The 19,473-nt window shown below is 59.9% G+C and carries 20 protein-coding genes and 1 pseudogene; 12 read left to right on the top strand and 9 right to left on the bottom strand.

Annotated elements, in window-relative coordinates:
- Nucleotides 1–23: 23 nt before the first annotated feature.
- Nucleotides 24–323, bottom strand: a pseudogene (locus ACP39K_RS23325) (MocR-like pyridoxine biosynthesis transcription factor PdxR); the annotation flags it as partial.
- 419 nt (nt 324–742) lie between these two features.
- Between ACP39K_RS23325 and nrdH the strand changes: the two are divergent.
- Genes nrdH through nrdF form a run of 4 tightly spaced genes read left to right on the top strand, consistent with a single transcriptional unit; the run spans nt 743 to nt 4,493 of the window.
- Nucleotides 743–973 (top strand): glutaredoxin-like protein NrdH, encoded by a 231-nt coding sequence (nrdH, locus tag ACP39K_RS23320; RefSeq protein ID WP_004928934.1) that lies wholly within the window; start codon nt 743–745, stop codon nt 971–973.
- A gap of 9 nt (nt 974–982) precedes the next feature.
- Entirely contained in the window at nt 983–1,387 is a 405-nt protein-coding gene (gene nrdI, locus ACP39K_RS23315; protein ID WP_048795848.1) for a class Ib ribonucleoside-diphosphate reductase assembly flavoprotein NrdI, read from the top strand.
- Complete coding sequence (gene nrdE, locus ACP39K_RS23310) at nt 1,369–3,513, top strand: class 1b ribonucleoside-diphosphate reductase subunit alpha (RefSeq protein ID WP_072009650.1); 2,145 nt, start codon at nt 1,369–1,371, stop codon at nt 3,511–3,513. The genes nrdI and nrdE overlap by 19 nt, the downstream gene beginning before the upstream one ends.
- Before the next feature lie 8 nt (nt 3,514–3,521).
- Nucleotides 3,522–4,493 (top strand): class 1b ribonucleoside-diphosphate reductase subunit beta, encoded by a 972-nt coding sequence (gene nrdF, locus ACP39K_RS23305; RefSeq protein WP_033639549.1) that lies wholly within the window; start codon nt 3,522–3,524, stop codon nt 4,491–4,493.
- Nucleotides 4,494–4,536: 43 nt separating this feature from the next.
- Here the strand turns inward: nrdF and ACP39K_RS23300 are convergent, their stop codons facing one another.
- The 4 genes from ACP39K_RS23300 to ACP39K_RS23285 all read right to left on the bottom strand — a co-directional run bounded on the left by ACP39K_RS23300 (nt 4,537) and on the right by ACP39K_RS23285 (nt 6,188).
- Nucleotides 4,537–4,824, bottom strand: a complete 288-nt coding sequence (locus ACP39K_RS23300) for a type II toxin-antitoxin system RelE/ParE family toxin (RefSeq protein WP_033639548.1) — start codon at nt 4,822–4,824, stop codon at nt 4,537–4,539.
- The gene (locus ACP39K_RS23295) at nt 4,824–5,111 is read right to left on the bottom strand and encodes a CopG family ribbon-helix-helix protein (RefSeq protein WP_033639547.1); all 288 of its coding nucleotides are present in this window, start codon (nt 5,109–5,111) and stop codon (nt 4,824–4,826) included. The genes ACP39K_RS23300 and ACP39K_RS23295 overlap by 1 nt, the downstream gene beginning before the upstream one ends.
- Before the next feature lie 77 nt (nt 5,112–5,188).
- Nucleotides 5,189–5,383, bottom strand: coding sequence for a DUF1289 domain-containing protein (locus ACP39K_RS23290; RefSeq protein ID WP_060445239.1), 195 nt, complete (start codon nt 5,381–5,383; stop codon nt 5,189–5,191).
- A gap of 64 nt (nt 5,384–5,447) precedes the next feature.
- Nucleotides 5,448–6,188 (bottom strand): SDR family oxidoreductase, encoded by a 741-nt coding sequence (locus ACP39K_RS23285; RefSeq protein ID WP_016929839.1) that lies wholly within the window; start codon nt 6,186–6,188, stop codon nt 5,448–5,450.
- Nucleotides 6,189–6,290: 102 nt separating this feature from the next.
- Here ACP39K_RS23285 and ACP39K_RS23280 point away from each other — a divergent pair, with 102 nt between their 5' ends.
- Nucleotides 6,291–7,184 carry a LysR family transcriptional regulator gene (locus ACP39K_RS23280; protein WP_048795850.1) on the top strand — a complete coding sequence of 298 codons (894 nt, stop codon included), beginning with the start codon at nt 6,291–6,293 and terminating at the stop codon, nt 7,182–7,184.
- 12 nt (nt 7,185–7,196) lie between these two features.
- Here ACP39K_RS23280 and ACP39K_RS23275 read toward each other — a convergent pair whose 3' ends face one another.
- A complete protein-coding gene (locus ACP39K_RS23275) occupies nt 7,197–8,141 on the bottom strand; it encodes an MBL fold metallo-hydrolase (protein ID WP_049300417.1) in 945 nt (314 codons plus the stop codon).
- A gap of 206 nt (nt 8,142–8,347) precedes the next feature.
- On the opposite strand from ACP39K_RS23275, the gene ACP39K_RS23270 reads away from it, so the two are divergent.
- Complete coding sequence (locus ACP39K_RS23270; RefSeq protein ID WP_033639543.1) at nt 8,348–9,319, top strand: patatin-like phospholipase family protein; 972 nt, start codon at nt 8,348–8,350, stop codon at nt 9,317–9,319.
- Between the two features lie 98 nt (nt 9,320–9,417).
- On the opposite strand, the gene ACP39K_RS23265 is transcribed toward ACP39K_RS23270, so the two are convergent.
- Complete coding sequence (locus tag ACP39K_RS23265) at nt 9,418–10,773, bottom strand: 2-hydroxycarboxylate transporter family protein (RefSeq protein WP_016929843.1); 1,356 nt, start codon at nt 10,771–10,773, stop codon at nt 9,418–9,420.
- Between the two features lie 326 nt (nt 10,774–11,099).
- On the opposite strand from ACP39K_RS23265, the gene ACP39K_RS23260 reads away from it, so the two are divergent.
- Nucleotides 11,100–12,692: an ATP-binding protein gene (locus tag ACP39K_RS23260; RefSeq protein WP_033639542.1), complete on the top strand. Its 1,593-nt coding sequence runs from the start codon at nt 11,100–11,102 to the stop codon at nt 12,690–12,692.
- Nucleotides 12,693–12,724: 32 nt separating this feature from the next.
- Nucleotides 12,725–13,411: a response regulator gene (locus tag ACP39K_RS23255; protein ID WP_033639541.1), complete on the top strand. Its 687-nt coding sequence runs from the start codon at nt 12,725–12,727 to the stop codon at nt 13,409–13,411.
- A 16-nt stretch (nt 13,412–13,427) separates the two neighbouring features.
- Here the strand turns inward: ACP39K_RS23255 and ACP39K_RS23250 are convergent, their stop codons facing one another.
- On the bottom strand, nt 13,428–13,691 hold the full coding sequence (locus ACP39K_RS23250) for a hypothetical protein (protein WP_126186591.1): 264 nt from the start codon (nt 13,689–13,691) through the stop codon (nt 13,428–13,430).
- A 126-nt stretch (nt 13,692–13,817) separates the two neighbouring features.
- Here ACP39K_RS23250 and proV point away from each other — a divergent pair, with 126 nt between their 5' ends.
- The 3 genes from proV to proX all read left to right on the top strand — a co-directional run bounded on the left by proV (nt 13,818) and on the right by proX (nt 17,190).
- Nucleotides 13,818–15,020 (top strand): glycine betaine/L-proline ABC transporter ATP-binding protein ProV, encoded by a 1,203-nt coding sequence (gene proV / locus ACP39K_RS23245; RefSeq protein ID WP_033639540.1) that lies wholly within the window; start codon nt 13,818–13,820, stop codon nt 15,018–15,020.
- Nucleotides 15,013–16,119, top strand: a complete 1,107-nt coding sequence (gene proW / locus ACP39K_RS23240; RefSeq protein ID WP_115116541.1) for a glycine betaine/L-proline ABC transporter permease ProW — start codon at nt 15,013–15,015, stop codon at nt 16,117–16,119. Before proV ends, proW begins: the two co-directional genes overlap by 8 nt.
- 69 nt (nt 16,120–16,188) lie before the next feature.
- Nucleotides 16,189–17,190 (top strand): glycine betaine/L-proline ABC transporter substrate-binding protein ProX, encoded by a 1,002-nt coding sequence (gene proX, locus ACP39K_RS23235; RefSeq protein ID WP_016929848.1) that lies wholly within the window; start codon nt 16,189–16,191, stop codon nt 17,188–17,190.
- A gap of 30 nt (nt 17,191–17,220) precedes the next feature.
- On the opposite strand, the gene ACP39K_RS23230 is transcribed toward proX, so the two are convergent.
- Nucleotides 17,221–18,099 carry a LysR family transcriptional regulator gene (locus ACP39K_RS23230; RefSeq protein WP_004928891.1) on the bottom strand — a complete coding sequence of 293 codons (879 nt, stop codon included), beginning with the start codon at nt 18,097–18,099 and terminating at the stop codon, nt 17,221–17,223.
- 105 nt (nt 18,100–18,204) lie between these two features.
- On the opposite strand from ACP39K_RS23230, the gene ACP39K_RS23225 reads away from it, so the two are divergent.
- Nucleotides 18,205–19,404 (top strand): MFS transporter, encoded by a 1,200-nt coding sequence (locus ACP39K_RS23225; protein WP_033639538.1) that lies wholly within the window; start codon nt 18,205–18,207, stop codon nt 19,402–19,404.
- The last annotated feature ends 69 nt before the right edge of the window (nt 19,405–19,473 follow it).

Raw genomic sequence — 19,473 nt, 5'->3', positions numbered from 1 at the left:
CGGAAATCGCGGGCCGTTTAATTTTAGCGAAACAGCTGCGCCAGCCCCTGTACCGCCCGCTCCGCCTCCTCTCGCCGGCTGAAATTGGCGCCCCCCGACAGTCACCCCTGCCCCGCCGGATGGTCGATGCGCTAATCAGAGAGCGCCTGCGTCAACCACTCGCACCGCTGGCGATACAGCGGCCGCATGCGTTTCAGGTGGCGATAGAAATGCCCTTGCCGGATAAAATCCGCCACGCTTGCCTGCAGCAACGGCAGCAATGGCCGCCCGTGATAGCGAAACTCGCTGTCGTAGTCATCCTCGAGGATCCAGGCTCCGCGCTGGAATGGGCCGAGTCGGTGACGCTGATCGCCGCCACCGGCGCGCCAGACAGCGCTTTCGAGGCGCTGAAAGCGTACTTCAGCGATAACGAGATCGCCGCTCCGACTTTCGAACGCCTTCAATCGTCTGGTCGTCAGCATGCGTCAGAATGCGCTCGACTCCCCCTCTTCACTGAGAGAGGAGAATTTCTCACCCGAAAAAATTTTTCCCTCGCCTTTTCCAGCCCCGACGCGGTCTACGTAACCAATCCCACAAAACACCATATATAGAGTGGTTGATAAAACAAATATCTACATATAGTATTTTATCTATCAACCGCAGGGACCGTTGTTCGGTTGATAACGCCGTCAGAAACGCCAGGAACGATGCTCCGTTATCTGACTTGTCCGCCTTTCCTTCAGCCTAAAGGTAAATGCGAATCATGAGCATTATTATTTACAGTAAGCCGGACTGTGTCCAGTGCAACGCCACCTATCGCGCATTTGATAAACAGGGGATTGATTATCAGGTGATCGACCTCACCCAGGATCAGCAGGCGCTGAACCACGTTAAATCCTTAGGTTATCAGCAAGTTCCGGTGATTATCGCCGGTGACGATCACTGGTCCGGTTTCCGGCCGGACAAAATCGGCGCGCTGGCGCTCACCTGCTGAGGCTCGGCGATGAATCCGCTGGTCTATTTCTCCAGCAGTTCGGAGAACACCCACCGATTCGTTGAGAAACTGGGCCTGCCGGCGATCCGCATTCCGATCGCCGGCGCCCGCAGCAAATTGCTGGTGGAACAACCCTATATCTTGATCGTACCCAGCTATGGCGGCGGCAGCGCCGTCGGCGCGGTGCCGATCCAGGTGATCCGCTTTCTCAACGTTCCGCAAAACCGTTCATACCTGCGCGGCGTCATCGCCGCCGGGAACACCAACTTCGGCGCAGCGTACGGCATCGCCGGCGACATCATCGCCAAAAAATGCCAGGTGCCTTTTTTGTACCGCTTCGAGCTGCTCGGCACTACGCAAGACGTTGAAAACGTTAGACAGGGAGTAACCGCATTTTGGCAACGACAGAATTGACCAGGCCCGAGACGGGCGCGCTGGATTACCATTCGCTCAACGCGATGCTCAATCTTTACGATGCGGAAGGCCGGATCCAGTTCGATAAAGATCGGCTGGCGGCGCGGCACTACTTCCTGCAGCACGTCAACCAAAACACCGTGTTCTTCCATAACCTGGAGGAAAAGCTGCGCTATCTGGTGGAAGAAGGCTACTACGAGCCGCAGGTGCTGGCGCAGTACGAATTCCCGTTTATCAAGCAGCTGTTCCAGCAGGCCTACGCCAAGAAATTCCGCTTCGAGACCTTCCTCGGCGCCTTCAAGTACTACACCAGCTATACGCTCAAAACCTTCGACGGCAAGCGCTATCTGGAACGCTACGAAGACCGGGTGTGCATGGTGGCGCTGACGCTGGCGGCGGGCGACACCGCCCTGGCGCAGGATCTGGTGGAAGAGATGATTTCCGGCCGCTTCCAGCCGGCCACGCCGACCTTCCTCAACTGCGGCAAACGCCAGCGCGGTGAGCTGGTCTCCTGCTTCCTGCTGCGCATCGAAGACAATATGGAATCGATCGGCCGGGCGGTGAACTCCGCGCTGCAGCTGTCGAAACGCGGCGGCGGCGTGGCCTTCATGCTGAGCAATATTCGCGAGGTGGGCGCGCCGATCAAGCGCATCGAGAACCAGTCCTCCGGCGTCATTCCGATCATGAAAATGCTCGAAGACGCCTTCTCCTACGCCAACCAGCTCGGCGCGCGCCAGGGGGCCGGCGCGGTGTATCTCAACGCCCACCACCCGGATATCCTGCGTTTTCTCGATACCAAGCGGGAAAACGCCGACGAGAAGATCCGCATCAAAACGCTGTCGCTGGGGGTGGTGATCCCGGATATCACCTTCGAGCTGGCGAAGAACAACGAAGAAATGTACCTGTTCTCGCCCTACGACGTCGAACGGGTGTATGGCGTGCCGTTTTCGGAGATTGCCGTCAGCGAGAAGTACCGCGAGATGGTGGACGACAAGCGCATCCGCAAGTCGCGCATCAACGCGCGCGAGTTCTTCCAGGTGCTGGCGGAGATCCAGTTCGAATCCGGCTACCCCTACGTGATGTTCGAGGACACGGTCAACCGGGAGAACCCGATCGCCGGGCGCATCAACATGAGCAACCTGTGTTCGGAGATCCTGCAGGTCAACCGCGCCAGCACCTATCACGAGGATCTGAGCTACGATCGCATCGGCAAAGATATCTCCTGCAACCTCGGCTCGCTGAACATCGCCAAAACCATGGACGCGCCGGACTTCGGCAAGGCGATCGAGACCGCGATCCGCGCGCTGACCGCGGTGGCCGACATGAGCGATATCCGCTCGGTGCCGTCGATCGCCGAAGGCAACCGCAGCGCCCGCGCCATCGGTCTGGGCCAGATGAACCTGCACGGTTACCTGGCGCGCGAGCGCATCTTCTACGGCTCGGAAGAAGGCATCGACTTCACCAATCTCTATTTCTATACCGTGGCCTATCACGCCATCCGCGCCTCTAACCGGCTGGCGATCGAGCGCGGCGGCGCCTTTGACGGCTTTGAGCACTCTCGCTATGCCAGCGGCGAGTACTTCGACAAGTACACCGAGCGCGACTGGCTGCCGCAGACCGAGCGGGTGCGCGAGCTGTTCGCCGCCGCCGGCATCGCCATTCCGGGCCGCGACGACTGGCGCGCGCTGCGTCAGTCGGTGATGATGCACGGGCTGTACAATCAGAATCTGCAGGCGGTGCCGCCGACCGGCTCCATCTCGTACATCAACAACGCCACCTCCAGCATCCATCCGATCGTCTCGCGCATCGAGATCCGCAAGGAAGGCAAGATCGGCCGCGTTTACTACCCGGCGCCGTACATGACCAACGACAACCTGGCGTATTACCAGGATGCCTACGAGATTGGCCCGGAAAAAATCATCGATACCTATGCCGCCGCGACGCAACACGTCGATCAGGGGCTGTCGCTGACGTTGTTCTTCCGCGATACCGCCACCACCCGCGACATCAACCGCGCGCAGATCTACGCCTGGCGCAAAGGCATCAAGACCATTTACTACATCCGCCTGCGCCAGATGGCGCTGGAAGGCACCGAGGTGCAGGGCTGCGTGTCCTGCGCGCTGTGAGGCAACTTATGACGACCGTAACATCGGCGCCGCTGGTGCGCGCCATCAACTGGAACATCATCGAAGACGACAAGGATCTGGAGGTATGGAACCGCCTGACCTCCAACTTCTGGCTGCCGGAAAAGGTGCCGCTGTCCAACGATATCCCCTCCTGGGCCACGCTGACGCCGAAGGAGCAGCAGCTGACCATTCGGGTATTTACCGGGCTGACGCTGTTGGACACCATCCAGAACACCGTCGGCGCGCCGGCCCTGATCGCCGATGCGCTGACGCCGCACGAAGAGGCGGTGTACTCCAACATCAGCTTTATGGAGGCGGTGCACGCCCGCTCTTACAGCTCAATCTTCTCCACCCTGTGCCAAACGCCGGACGTGGACGACGCCTATCGCTGGAGCGAGGAAAACCGCGCGCTGCAAAAGAAAGCCGGCATCATTCTGGCGCACTACCGCAGCGACGATCCGCTGCTGAAAAAGGTCGCCAGCGTGTTCCTCGAGTCGTTCCTGTTCTATTCGGGCTTTTACCTGCCGATGTATTGGTCCAGCCGCGCCAAGCTGACCAACACCGCCGATCTGATCCGCCTGATCATTCGCGACGAGGCGGTGCACGGCTACTATATCGGCTATAAGTTCCAGAAAGGGCTGGAGAAAGTGGACGCTGCGCGGCGCCAGCAGGTGAAAAATTTCGCCTTCGACCTGATGCAGGATCTGTACGACAACGAGGTGCGTTACACCGAGGAGCTGTACGACGGCGTCGGCTGGACGGAAGACGTGAAGACCTTCCTGCACTACAACGCCAACAAGGCGCTGATGAACCTGGGGTATGAAGCGCTGTTCCCGCCGGCGATGGCGGAGGTCAACCCGGCGATCCTGTCGGCGCTGTCGCCGAACGCCGACGAAAACCACGACTTCTTCTCCGGGTCAGGGTCGTCCTACGTCATCGGCAAGGCGGTCAACACCGAGGATGAGGACTGGGATTTCTGAGGACATGACAGCGATGCCGGTCTTTCAGGCCGGTATCGTGCATTCAATACCCTTGTTCTTTCTGACTGCGGATCGCCAGAACAAACGCCGTATCGATATCAGGAATGTATTTGTAGAGCGCCAAATAACCGCGAGCTTGCTGCCCAATAATCAATTCACGCAGCCCTGCGCCAAGGGACCGTCCGATCAATGGATTATGTTCCAATACCGCAATTGCCTGGATGATTTCCTGAATGCGCCGCCCTGAATCCGCAGCGCCATACTGAGCCAAATGAGCGAGAATACGTTCGATATCATCCCTGACCTCTGGCGCCAACTCGACATTTGCCATCAGCGCCCCAATTTTTTAACCGGAGGTTTGACAGCGGCAGTATCACCCGCTGCGTAATTTTCCAAATAACCGCGCATCTCTTTCCAAGAGACTGTCTCTCCCGTCGCAATTATCTTGGCATAGCGTTTTTCCGCTTCATTCTCAAAGTCACGGCGCAACTCTTCCTGCTGCGTTTTCTCCGCTATTGCCTGCAAAATAAAGCTGTGAGACGTGACGCCAACCTGCTCGGCGACGGCAGCGACTCGGGCTTTAAGCTCATCTGGAATACGAATGGTCGTCGTCGACATAATCGCTCCTAACGTCGGTCAATCACATGTAGCTCAATTGTGCTACATGCAGTCTGGCAGCGCAATAATGTAGAGGATTATTTCACCGATTGACGCAGCTCAAGCCGCCGCCAAATAGCGCGTTTCTCCGTGTCGCTGGCGGTCGGCCAGGCGGCGATCTCCGCCCGCGTGCGCCGGCATCCGCGGCACTGCTGGGTTTCGTCGTCGATCCGGCACAGGCTCACGCAGGGCGATCTGACGCCAGGATGGGATTGCTGAGTGTGGCCCGCCATACGTTGCCCTTGATGTGATATGTTCCGCCACAGGATACCCGATCCTGCGGCGGCGCGTCGCCAATCAGATGATGCCGCCGTTGGCGCGCAGGGTTTGGCCATTGATCCAGCCGCCGTCTGCCCCGGCGAGGAAAGCCACCGCCGCGGCGATATCGTCCGGCGTGCCCAGACGTTCCAACGGCGCCATCTTCGCCAGCCGCTCGATAAGCTCCGGGGTTTTGCCGTCGAGGAACAAGCCGGTGGCGGTCGGCCCCGGCGCGACGGCGTTCACCGTGATATTGCGGCCGCGCAGCTCTTTCGCCAGCACGCTGGTCAGCGCTTCGATCGCCGCCTTGCTGGCGGCATACATGCCGTACCCCGGCTGCAGCAACCCCACCACGCTGGAGGAGAAGTTGATGATGCGGCCATTGTCGCGCAGGCGCTTCGCCGCCTCGCGCATCGCATTGAAGCTGCCTTTCAGATTGATGTCGAGCAGGCGATCCGCATCTTCATCACGCATGTCCGCCACCGGCGCCAACGCGATCACCCCGGCGTTATTAACCAGCACGTCGACGCCGCCAAACGCCCGTTCGGCGCTGTCGAACAGTTGGGCGACCGCAGCCGCATCGCTGACGTCGGCCTTGACACTCAAGGCGCGGCCGCCGCGCTGTTCTATCTTGCCCACCAGCTCATCGGCCGGCGCCGGATTGCCTGAATAGTTGATGATGACGGTAAAGCCATCGGCGGCCAGACGCTCGGCGATGGCCGCGCCGATGCCGCGGGATGCGCCGGTGACGATGGCGACGCGTTGAGTCGCGTGATTCATGGATATCTCCTCATCGGGTTAATGTACAGTCATCATGCACCTTTCGGCACGGCGAATAATCCCCTATTCTTCGTTATTACTATCCGAAATAAACGAACAATTATGGACAGAATCGACGCCATGCGCCTGTTCACCCGCGTGGTAGAACAACGCAGCTTCACCCAGGCGGCGCAGGATCTGAACCTGCCGCGATCCACCGTGACCGACGCCATCAAACAGCTCGAAGCCCGGCTGCAGGTCAGGCTGCTGCAACGCACCACCCGCCACGTCAGCCCGACGCTGGACGGCGAAGCCTACTATCAGCGTTGTCTGAGCATTCTGGCGGACATCGAAGAAGCAGAGATGGCGTTCGCCGGCGCCAAACCGCGCGGATTGCTGCGCATCGACGTGCACGGCACGCTGGCGCGCCATTTTCTGTTGCCCGATTTGCCGGATTTTTTGGCGCAATACCCGGATATCGAGCTTTATATGAGCGAAGGCGATCGGCTGGTGGACGCGCTGCGGGAAGGCATCGACTGCGTGGTGCGCGTCGGCAAACTGCGGGACAGCGACATGGTGGCGCGCCGCCTGGGCGAGCTGGAAGAGGTGACCTGCGCCGCCCCGGCCTACCTGCAGCGCTTCGGCACGCCGCAAAGCCTGGACGATCTGCGCCATCACCGCATGGTGGGCTTTCGCTCTTCGGCGACCGGCGCGCTGATGCCGCTGGCGTTCACGGTGGCGGGACAAGCGCAACCCGTCACGCTGCCGGCGACGGTGTCGGTCACCGCGGCGGAGAGCCTGGTCGCCGCCGCCCGCGCCGGACTGGGCATCATTCAGGTGCCGCGCTATCACCTGCGCGGCGATCTGGCCGACGGCAGCCTGTTGCCGCTGCTGCCGGATTGGCCTTCTCCTCCAATGCCGGTCTCGCTGCTTTATCCGCGCAACCGCCAGCTGTCGCCGCGGGTGCGCGTATTTCTCGACTGGTTCAGCCGGGTGTTCGCCGAGCGGAACCGATAACGAGAGCGGGCGTTACAGCGCGCCGTAGTTCAACGGCACCCAGGTGTAACCGTCGCCCTGGCGGTTCAGATACCCCAACCCCGGGAACGACAGGTGTGCGCCGCCGACCAGTTCGCTCTGCCGCGCGCTGTCGCCAAATATCCGCAGCCGCTGAGCGACAGCCGCCTTGGCGTCGCTGTCAAAGCTGATAGCCACCTTCGGATGCGGCAACTGCACCGCCGCCACGTGGATCAGATCCCCCAACAGCAACAGCTTCTTGCCCTGGCTGGTCACCTGATACACGCTGTGCCCCGGCGTATGGCCGTGGGCGGCGAAGGCGGCAATGCCCGGCGACAGTTCACCGTCGCCGCTGAACGGCTTAAAGTGGCCCATCGCCTGGTATGGCTTGATCGCCGCCTGGGCCCGTTCGAAGTTGCTTTTACTGCCTGCGCTGGCCTGTTTCAGTTGGTCCGCGCTCAGCCAGAAGTCCGCGTCCTGGCTGGCGGCGCGCACCACCGCATTGGGGAATACCGCCTTGCCGTCGTGCGTCAGGCCGCCGAGGTGGTCCGGGTGCATGTGGGTCAGGTAGATCTCATCCACCTGCTCCGGCTGGTAGCCCGCCGCGCGCAGGTTATCCACCAGCTTGCCCAGGCCGTCGCCCAGCAGTTGGCCGGCGCCGCTGTCGATCATCACCAGCTTGTCGCCGGTATTGATCAGATAGGCATTGACCGAGGTGACCACCGGCAGGCTTTGATGCCGCTCGGCCAACCCGGCGGCGATCTGCTGCGGCGTGGTGTTCAGCAACAGTTTGTCCGCCGGCAGGCGAATGATGCCGTCGGATAACGCGGTCACTTCAAAACTGCCCAGCATGATGCGGTAAAATCCCGGCGTCGGGGTTTTGGCCTGCGGCGCGGCGGCCCCGGCCTGTAATGACATAACGGCCAGCGCCGCGCCCAGCAGACAACGTTTCCAGAACATGATGACTCCTTGCGAGAATTGAACAGCGCTAAGTATTGACGCAAAAAGCCCGATGCGCCTGTTTAATAAATGCCTTTGATAAATATATAAACAATATATTTATCATGAATAATTTTGTTTGCCGACTCACACAACCCCAATCAATATTTTCCGGTTCGCGACTTGGTTATTTTTCTTACTCCCTAAATCAAGAGTGAGGAAATATCATGAACTATCAATTCGAAAATCTGGTCTTTGAAGGCGGCGGCGTAAAAGGCATCGCCTATGGCGGCGCGCTGGAATTGCTGGAAGCCAAAGGCATCATGCCGCAGATCAAGCAAACCTCCGGCGCCTCGGCGGGCGCCATCGCCGCGCTGCTGGTCGGCCTGGGCTGCAGCTCGGCGGACGTCACCAAAATTCTGTCGGCGATGGATTTTAAAAAATTCCTCGATTATAACGGCGGTTTTTTCGGTACGATCCAGGACGCCTATCGCCTGTTCAATCAATACGGCATCGCGCCCGGCGATTATTTCTATCAATGGTCACGCGATATTATCAAGCAATATACCGGCAACCCGGATATCACCTTCGAGCAGTTCGAAGCGATGAAGGCGGCGAAAGGGTTCAAGTCGATTTACTTTATCGGCGCCAACCTCAACAGCGGCCAACGCGAAGTTTATTCGCACCGCACTACGCCGCGCATGAAAGTGGCGGACGGCCTGCGCATTTCGATGTCGTTCCCGTTCGCCTTCGTGGCGAAGAACAATACCCTGGGCGACCTGTGCATCGATGGCGGCATGATCGACAACTACCCGGTGCGGCTATTCGACTATGACTTCTCCGCCACGCCGCCTTACATCGACGTCTCCAGCCAACGCATCAACACCCGCACCCTGGGCCTTCGCCTGGACTCCGCCGGTGAAATCGCCCAGGCCGCCGGTCAGGCCGGCCCGCGCACGCCGGTCAACAACCTGTTTGATTTCACCCTGGCGGTGGCCAACGTGATGCTGGACATCCAAACCAAGGTGCATCTGGACAGCGACGACTGGAAGCGCACCGTGTATGTCGACACGCTCGACGTCGGCACGCTGGAGTTCGGCATCAGCGAAGAGAAGAAACGCGCGCTGATCGAATCCGGCCGACGCGGCGTAGAGCGCTACTTCGCCTGGTACGATGCCGCCATGAAACAGGCGGCATAACCGGCGTTCCCCTTGCCCGCGCGTCTGGCCGGCGCGCGGGCAAAAAAAATCCCCGCGGGGGCGGGGAAAGGCAAAGTAACGCTAAGGATTTATAGGAGTTATACGAAGAACTTGGCTAACACCAGCAGCGACAGCGAGACGTTGATAGCGCCCCCGATACGCGTAGCGATCTGGGCGAACGGCATCAACGACATGCGGTTGCCGGCGGTGAGGATCGCGACGTCGCCGGTGCCGCCCTGCCCGCTCTGGCAGCAGGAGACAATCGCCACATCGATAGGGTGCATGCCGATTTTCTTGCCGACGAAGAAACCGGTCGCCACCAGCGCGCTGACGGTCGTAACGATCACGATCAGATTCTGGACGGTGAACGCATCCACCAGTTCCTGCCACGGCGTGATGGCCACCCCGACCGCGAACAGGATCGGATAAGTCACGGCGGTGCGGAAGAATTTGTACACCACCTGCGAGCCTTCCTGAATGCGCGGCGATACCCCGTGCGCCAGCTTCACCGCCACGGCGGCGAACAGCATGCCCACCGGCGCCGGCAGGCCAATCAGGCGATGCAGCAGCATGCCCACCATATACAGCAGAATAGCCAGCAACGCGCCGCAGGCGATGGTGCTGACGTCCACCTTGCCGCTGATTTTTTCCACCGCGTTCATGCCGCTGTCGCCCTGCTTGCTCGGCATCAGGCTGCCTTCGCCGGTCAGGTGCGGATAACGCTTGCCCAGTTGGTTGAGCAGGCCGGCGATGACGATGGCGGTCAGGCTGCCGAGCATCACGATCGGCAGAATGCGCCCCAACGCCACGCCCTGCTCCATGTGCAGGATCGCCGCGTAGCCCATCGACAGCGGGATCGCCCCTTCACCCACGCCGCCGGCCATGATCGGCAGGATCAGGAAGAAGAAGATCTGGAACGGCTCCAGGCCCAGCGCCATGCCGACGCCCATCCCCACCAGCATGCCGACGATCTCGCCGCACAGCATCGGAATGAAGATGCGCAGGAAGCCCTGGATCAGCACCTGGCGGTTCATGCTCATAATGCTGCCGACGATGATGCAGCAAATGTAGAGATAAAGAATGTTGGTCGATTTGTAGAACTTGGTGGTCGACTCCACCACCACGTCCGGCAACAGGCCATAGTGCACCAGCGCGGAAGGAATGAAGGTGGCGCAGATCGCCGCCGCGCCCATTTTGCCGATCAACGGCAGCCGTTTGCCGAATTCGCCGCAGGCGAAACCGAAGAACGCCAGGGTGGCCACCATCACCACGATATCGCTCGGCAATTTGCCTTCCAGGCAGTCGAGCAGAATCAATACGCCGGCCAGAATAAAGAACGGTAACGGAATAATCCCTACTTTATAATTGTCCAGTATCCGCCACCATTTCTCACGCAGAGGAATATCGGCGGTCTTGTCTTTGGCTACGAGGTAAGAATCATCTGTTGTGCTCATAATCTGGCCTCTTATTAGTTTGTTCAGCCATCATAGAGAAGCGCACGGATTATCTGCTGTGATTATGTTCAAAGTTAAAAAGGGTTTTTAATGGTGGTTATGGTTTCTATGGGGTTAATTAAGATTATGTAAAAACCGACGTGGTTTTAATGGTGTTAATACCGTTTTTATTTTAAAGCTTATCAATTTTATCGCAGGCGAACAATTCTCGTCCGGTTCACTCTAATCCCGTGTGAGGGATCACAAGTTGATCGGGCGCAATATTACAGACCCCGCTTCTCGTGATAGGGTAAGGCTTCAGGATCTCTTTACGGTGAAGCTCCGCCATGCGCCTCAAACTCTCATTTCAAATCAAACTGTTTCTGTGCCTGGTGGCCTTCTCCTGCCTGCTGCTGACCTGTATCGGCGCCTACACCTATTACCAGTTGGATGCGCAACTGCACCGCGATCTCGGCGCCCGCGCCCAGGTGCAGGCGCGGGAAATCGCCCTTATCCCTTCGCTGGTGGACGCGGTGGAAAAACACGACGCCGCCAGAATTGCCGCGCTGATGAAAAAAATCCGCGCCAGCAGCGACGCCAGTTATATCGTCATCGGCGATAATCACGCCCGCCATCTTTATCATTCCGAATACGAAGGCCGCTTGGGCACGCCGATGATCGGCGGCGATAATAAAGAGGTGCTGGAAGGGAAAAGCATTATTTCCATTCGCAAGGGCGGCATTGGCGTTTCATTGCGCAGCAAGGCGCCGATCCTGGATGAAAATAATCACGTGATCGGCATCGTTTCCGTCGGCTATTTGAAATCGCACATCGATAATTTAAATGCCAGGACGTTGACGCAAATTATCGGCTCCATCGTTCTGCTGCTGATCGCCCTGTTCGTTTTTTCCTGGCTGCTGTCGAAAAATCTCAAGCGCCAGATGTTCTGGCTGGAACCGAAAGAGATCGCGCTGCTGGTGCGCCAGCAAAAAGCGCTGCTGGAAGCCATTTATGAGGGCGTGATCGCCATCGATCCGCAATTGCGGATCATCACCATCAACCATGCGGCGCGCGAGCTATTGGATCTGCACCAGCCCGCCGCCAGCTTGCTGGGCCGGCCGATCGGCGACGTGATCCAGGCGCAGCCGGACTTCTTCGCCGCCGCGCAACTGGGCCAGGATACGCATGACGAGGTGTGCCGCTTCAACCATGTTCGGGTGATCGCCAGCCGGGTGCGCATCATGCAGGAGCAGGAGTTGCAAGGCTGGGTGATCAGCTTCCGCGACAAGAACGATATCAATACCCTGAGCAGCCAGCTCAGCCAGGTGAAACGCTATGCCGACAATCTGCGCATCATGCGCCACGAGCAGCTGAACTGGACCGCCACGCTGGCCGGGCTGCTGCATATGCAGCGCTACGACGAGGCCATCCGCTATGTGGAAGCCCAGTCAGAGGGCGCGCAGGAGATCCTCGATTTCATCTCGCAGCGCTTCAGTTCGGCGGCGCTGTGCGGCCTGCTGCTGGGCAAATATTCCAGCGCCAGAGAAAAAGGCATCGAGCTGCGCTTCGATCCGGCTTGCCAACTGCGGCAGATCCCGGCGGCGCTGAATGAGACCGAACTGATGTCGATCGTCGGCAATCTGCTGGATAATGCGGTGGAAGCGACGCTGCACTGCCCGGCGCCGCACGACGCGATTGAACTCTATATCAGCGACGGCAGCGACGAGCTGGTGATCGAGGTGGCGGATCGCGGCACCGGCATCGCCGAGGAGATTCGTGATACGCTGTTTGAACAGGGCGTCACCACCAAAGCGGATAAAAGCGACCACGGCATCGGCCTGCATCTGGTCGCCAGCCATGTGGCGCAGGCGCACGGCAGCATAGAAGTGTCGGACAATGAGCCGCACGGCGCGATATTCTCTATATTTATCCCTAAATAAAACCCATAACCCGATTTTTTGAGCACCCGATTATGTCACACCTAACACTGGACGTTCTGATCGTGGAAGACGAGCCGCAACTGGCGACGCTGCACGCGGAGTTCATCGAGAAAAATTTCAACCTGCGGGTGGTGGCTTACGCCGCCACGCTGGCCGAAGCGCGGGCCAAAGCCAACGCGCATCAGCCGCGGCTGATCCTGCTGGATAACTTCCTGCCGGACGGCCAGGGCATCGAGCTGATGGAAGAGCCGGCGGTGAAGAACCCCGCCTGTTCGGTGATCTTCATCACCGCCGCCAGCGACATGCATACCTGCAGCCAGGCGATCCGCAACGGCGCTTTCGATTACATCATCAAGCCGGTGTCCTATAAGCGACTGCGCAATTCGCTCGAACGCTTCATGCAGTTCGTGCAGACCCAGCGCACCTTCAAGATCATCGATCAGGACAACGTCGATGCGCTGTACAACCTGCAGTCGAAGCAGTTCTCCAGCGAGCCGAGCGCCAAAGGCATCGAAACCAATACCCTCGAGCTGGTGCAGGCGCTGTTTATCGCCCAGCCGGCGGTGGCGCATGCGGTGGAAGACGTGGTTGAGCAAGTCGGCATCAGCAAGACCACCGCCCGCCGTTATCTGGAATATTGCGTCGCCACCCAGTTCGTGCGGGTGGAGATGCTGTACGGCAATATCGGCCATCCGCGGCGGCTGTACCGCAAGGCCTGAGGCTGCCATCTGGCTGTCACACTAAGGCGATAACATGACGCTCGACGATATCCCCCTCGATATCGGCACCTGTCGTTAAAACTGATGAAATACTGATGACTTTTGCCCGGCCTCTGGTCGGGTTTTTTATTATCCGAACGGCAGGCGCGGCGCCAAAATATCTCTCTGCGCCACACCGTATTATTTTCCCAAAAACCAAACCATTATGCCGAATAATGGCCGTCAATTTTGAGTCACGGGCCAAATTACCATAACTAATTAAAACCTTGATGTAAACCACTAATATCCCATTTAAATGACATTGAGGGTTGTCTCAGATATTCACTGTGTTAGGGTAAAAAGCTCTTTTATTTTGCTAAGGACAGCCCATAACGCGTTAATTAAACCAGAGGAAACAGCAAATTGCATGGCAATTAAACTCGAAGTAAAGAACCTGTATAAGATATTTGGCGAACACCCGGAACGCGCATTCAAACTGCTGGATAAAGGTCTGACAAAAGATCGGCTGTTTGAAAAAACCGGCTTATCGCTCGGCGTAAAAGACGCCACTCTGGCCATTGAAGAAGGCGAGATATTTGTCATCATGGGGCTCTCCGGTTCCGGCAAGTCCACCCTGGTACGCCTTCTCAATCGTCTGATAGAACCCACCCGCGGTCAGGTGTTGATCGACGGTGAGGACATCGCCAAAATATCCGACACCGCGCTGCGCACCGTGCGGCGAAATAAGATCAGCATGGTATTCCAGTCATTCGCGCTGATGCCGCACATGAATGTCCTGAATAATACTGCCTTTGGTATGGAATTAGCCGGCATGCCGCTGCAGGAACGCCAGGAAAAAGCGCTGGATGCCCTGCGTCAGGTCGGGCTGGAGAATTATGCGCTGTCTTATCCGGATGAATTATCCGGCGGTATGCGCCAGCGCGTAGGATTAGCCCGCGCCATGGCCAATAACCCGGATATATTATTGATGGACGAAGCCTTCTCGGCGCTCGATCCGTTAATTCGCACCGAAATGCAGGATGAGCTGGTGAAATTACAGGCCCAGCATCAACGCACCATCGTGTTTATCTCACACGATCTGGACGAGGCGATGCGCATCGGCGATCGCATCGCCATCATGCAGGGCGGTGAGGTGATCCAGGTCGGCACGCCGGACGAGATCCTGAACAACCCGGCCAACGACTATGTGCGCACCTTCTTCCGCGGCGTGGACATCAGTCATGTGTTCAGCGCCAAGGATATCGCCCAACGGCGCCCGGTGACGCTGATCCGCAAAACCCCCGGTTTTGGCCCTCGCTCGGCGCTGCAGCTGCTGCGCGATGAGGACCGTGATTATGGTTATGTTGTTGAACGCGGGAAGAAATTTATCGGCGTGGTGTCGATAGAGTCGCTGAAAAAAGCGCTGTCCGCCAATCAAACGCTGGACGATGCCCTGCTCGAGGCCCCCGCCGCCGTGCCGGCCGACACACCGCTCAGCGATCTGATTTCCCTGGTCGCCCAGGCGCCGTGCGCGGTACCGGTGGTGAGCGAGGAACATAACTATCTCGGCATCATCTCCAAGGCCATGCTGCTGCAGGCGTTGGACAAGGAGGGCTCAACCAATGAGTGATACCACGCAAACCCAAGATCCCTGGGCTACCGCAGCGGCCGATACCGGCTCCGCACCTGCCAGCGATGCCGCCGCCAACGCCGGCGACGCCTGGTCCAGCACGCCGCCGCCGGCCGCTCATGACGCCGCCGGGCAAAGCGCCGATTGGCTCAGCGGCGCCCCGGCGCAGCCAGAGCACTTCAGCCTGCTCGATCCGTTCCACAAAGCCTGGGTGCCGTTCGACACCTGGGTCACGCAAGGCATCGACTGGCTGGTGCTGCACTTCCGCCCGCTGTTCCAGGGCATCCGCGTGCCGGTGGACATGATCCTGAGCGGCTTCCAGCAATTGCTGCTGGGCATGCCGGCGCCGATCGCCATTCTGGTGTTCTCGCTGCTCGCCTGGCAGGTCTCGGGCCTCGGCATGGGCGCCGCGACGCTGCTCTCCCTGATCGCCATCGGCGCCATTGGCGCCTGGTCACAGGCGATGGTCACGCTGGCGCTGGTGCTGACCGCGCTGTTCTTCTGCATCCTTATCGGCCTGCCGCTCGGCATCTGGCTGGCGCGCAGCAAGCACGCCGCCAAGGTGATTAGACCGCTGCTCGACGCGATGCAAACCACCCCGGCCTTCGTCTACCTGGTGCCGATCGTCATGCTGTTCGGCATCGGCAACGTGCCGGGCGTGGTGGTCACCATCATCTTCGCGCTGCCGCCGATCGTGCGTCTGACCATTCTGGGCATCAAACAGGTGCCGGAGGATCTGATCGAGGCCGCCGAATCCTTCGGCGCCAGCCCGCGCCAACTGCTGTTCAAGGTGCAGTTGCCGCTGGCGATGCCGACCATCATGGCCGGCGTGAATCAGACGCTGATGCTGGCGCTGTCGATGGTGGTCATCGCCTCGATGATCGCCGTCGGCGGTTTGGGCCAGATGGTGCTGCGCGGCATCGGTCGGCTGGACATGGGCCTGGCCGCCGTCGGCGGGGTCGGCATCGTGATCCTGGCGATCATTCTCGATCGCCTCACCCAATCGCTGGGGCGCGATCGCCGCAGTAAAGGCATCGGCCGCTGGTATCGCCGCGGCCCCATCGGGCTGCTGACTCGCCCGTTCATCAAGCAAGCCTGACGCTTTTCCCGCCGGCGGCTACGGCCCCGGCGGGCTATGACACCACCACATCGAAAGAGGGGAAACACTATGCGCACCACGGGCATCTGGGCTCTCGCCCTGACGACGCTGATTGGCTCACAGAGCGTGAGCGCGGCAGATTTACCCGGCAAGGGGATCGCGGTACAGCCGGTGCAAAGCACCATATCCGAAGAGACGTTCCAGACGCTGCTGGTCAGCAAAGCGCTGGAAAAATTGGGTTATGACGTGAAAGAACCGCGTGAAGTGGATTACAACGTCGCCTACACCTCGATCGCCTCCGGCGATGCGACCTTTATCGCGGTCAACTGGGATCCGCTGCACGCCGATCAGTACAAGGCCGCCGGCGGCGACGCCAAGTTCTACCGCGAAGGCGTCTACGTCAACGGCGCCGCGCAGGGCTACCTGATCGACAAGAAAACCGCCGAGCAATACCACATCACCAACGTCGAGCAGCTCAAGGATCCCAAGATCGCCAAACTGTTCGACACCAACGGCGACGGCAAGGCCGATCTGACCGGCTGCACCCCGGGCTGGGGCTGCGAAGCGGTGATCAACCACCACATCAAGGCCTACGGCCTGAGCAACACCGTCGAACACAACCAGGGCAACTACGCGGCGATGATCGCCGACACCATTACCCGCTACAAAGAGGGCAAACCGGTGCTGTATTACACCTGGACGCCGTACTGGGTCAGCGATGTGATGGTGCCGGGCCGCGACGTGGTCTGGCTGCAGGTGCCGTTCTCCTCGCTGCCGGGCGAGCAGAAGAACGTCGACACCAAGCTGCCTAACGGCGCCAACTACGGCTTCCCGGTCAACACCATGCGCATCGCCGCCAACAAACAGTGGGCCGAAGCCAATCCGGCGGCCGCCAAGCTGTTCGCCATCATGAAGCTGCCGATCGCCGACATCAACGCGCAAAACCTGCGCATGCATGAAGGCCAGGCTTCGGAAGCCGATATCCAGAACCACGTTAACGGCTGGATCAAGGCGCACCAGGCGACCTTCGACGGCTGGGTGAAAACCGCCGCCGCAGCGGCGAAGTCGTAACCGTTCAGGGGCGCCGCCTTTGCCGCGCCCCTACCCCGCCATATCGATGCCGCTGAACTGTAAAAAACGTGCGGCGGCGTTCGACAAGGGCTGCGGCCAGATGCAATACACCTGGCGCCGCGGCCCGTCTTCAATCGGAATCGACACCAGCGCGCTTAAGCGTTGCGCGGTCGAGACAGGTACGATGCCCGCCGCCAATCCACGCCGCACCAAATTCTCCAGCCATTCGATATGATCTATCTCAAAACTGACGTGTCGGCGGATGCCCGCCGCCAGGAAGGCGCGATCGGTTTGGCGCCGCGCGCCGGTGCCGCTGTAGAAATCCACCAGCGGGACTTCCGCCAGCGCTTGCAGGTTTACCCGCTCGCGGTTGGCCAGTGGGTGCTGCGGCGCCACCAGCGCCACCAGTGGCTCATCGGTCAACTGCCGGTGCGACATCGGCAGTAAATCGACATCGCCGGGCCAAATGCCGACGAACGCCATATCGCACTTCTGCTGACGCACATCCTCCAGCAGGGCTTCGCTCATGCCAACGTACAGGCGGATGTTCACCGCCGGATAGTGGCGATGAAACTTGTCGAGCTTTTCGGTCAGATCAATCGCGTTTATGGTTGAAATCGTGCCGATGGTCAGGGTGCCGGACACCGCATCGCCGGCGGCGGTCACCTCTTCCACCAGCGCCTGCTGCGCCGCCAACAGTCGCTGCGCCGACGGAATGAAAGCCTGGCCGGCGGGGGTCAACCGCACCCGGCGCGAGGTGCGTTCAAACAGCGTACAGCCCAGCTCTTCTTCCAGTTTGGCGATCTGGTGGCTGAGCGCCGACTGCACCGTATGGCAGCGCTGCGCCGCCCGGGTGAAACTCTGTTCTTCCGCCACCGCCAGCGCGTAGCGGATCTGTTTCAGGTTCATGGCATCTATCTTGAAATGAGATAAATCAAATGAAAATTATACATTGGTTTCCGCAGACGCGTTGCCGGATACTGCGCGCTATCTTCTTCCCGTGATGAAAAAATCATGAACCCACAAAACGCCCATCCGGGCCTCAGCCCGGCGCTGACCGTGCTGATTGCCATCGCCACCGGCCTGGCGGTCGCCAGCAACTACTACGCGCAACCGCTGCTGGAAACCATCGCCACCAGTTTCAACCTGTCGGTCAACCAGGCCGGCTTTATCGTCACCGCCGCGCAACTCGGTTACGCCACCGGCCTGCTGCTGCTGGTGCCTCTCGGCGACATGTTCGAACGCCGCGGCCTGATCGTCTTCATGACGCTGCTGGCCGCCGGCGGCATGCTGATCACCGCCACCTCCGCCACGCTGCCGATGATGATCCTCGGCACCGCGCTCACCGGGCTGTTCTCGGTAGTGGCGCAGATCCTGGTGCCCCTGGCCGCCACGCTGGCCCACCCGGAAAAGCGCGGCAAGACCGTCGGCATCATCATGAGCGGCCTGCTGCTCGGCATCCTGCTGGCGCGAACCGTCGCGGGCGCACTGGCGTCGTTCGGCGGCTGGCGCACCATCTACTGGGTCGCCAGCGTGCTGATGATCCTGATGGCGCTGATCCTGTGGCGCGCGCTGCCGCGCTATAAGCAACACTCCGGGCTGAACTACCCGCAGCTGCTGGCCTCGATCTTCAGCCTGTTCTGCCGCACGCCGCTGCTGCGCACCCGCGCCATCCTCGGCGCCCTGTCGTTCGCCAACTTCAGCGTGCTCTGGACCTCAATGGCCTTTCTGCTCGCCGCGCCGCCGTTCAACTATTCCGAGGGAGTGATCGGGCTGTTCGGCCTGGTGGGCGCCGCCGGGGCGCTGGCCGCTTCGCGCGCCGGGCATCTGGCGGACAAAGGCAAGGCCGGGCTGACCACCACCGTCGGCCTGGTGTTGCTGCTGCTGTCCTGGATCCCTATCGCGTTCGCCAAACAATCGCTGTGGGCGCTGATCGCCGGCATTCTGATCCTCGATCTGGCGGTGCAGGCGGTGCACGTCACCAACCAGAGCGTGATGTACCGCATCATGCCGGACGCGCGCAACCGCCTGACCGCCGGCTACATGACCAGCTACTTTATCGGCGGCGCTCTCGGTTCACTGCTCTCCGCCTCGGCCTATCAACATGCCGGTTGGTACGGCGTGGCCGCCGCCGGCGGGGTGTTATGCCTGCTCAACCTGCTGACCTGGTGGCTCGGCAAGCACCACGATCCGCAGGGGCCCGCGACAATCTGATTATCGTGCAAATAGTCACTAAAGAAATTTATTAGCGGTGCAGGGTATAAACATTACTTACTCTCTGGT

The organism is Serratia sp. EC4 (assembly GCF_059652115.1).
Note: the sequence above shows the minus strand (reverse complement) of the source record. Positions and strands in the feature narration are given on the sequence as shown.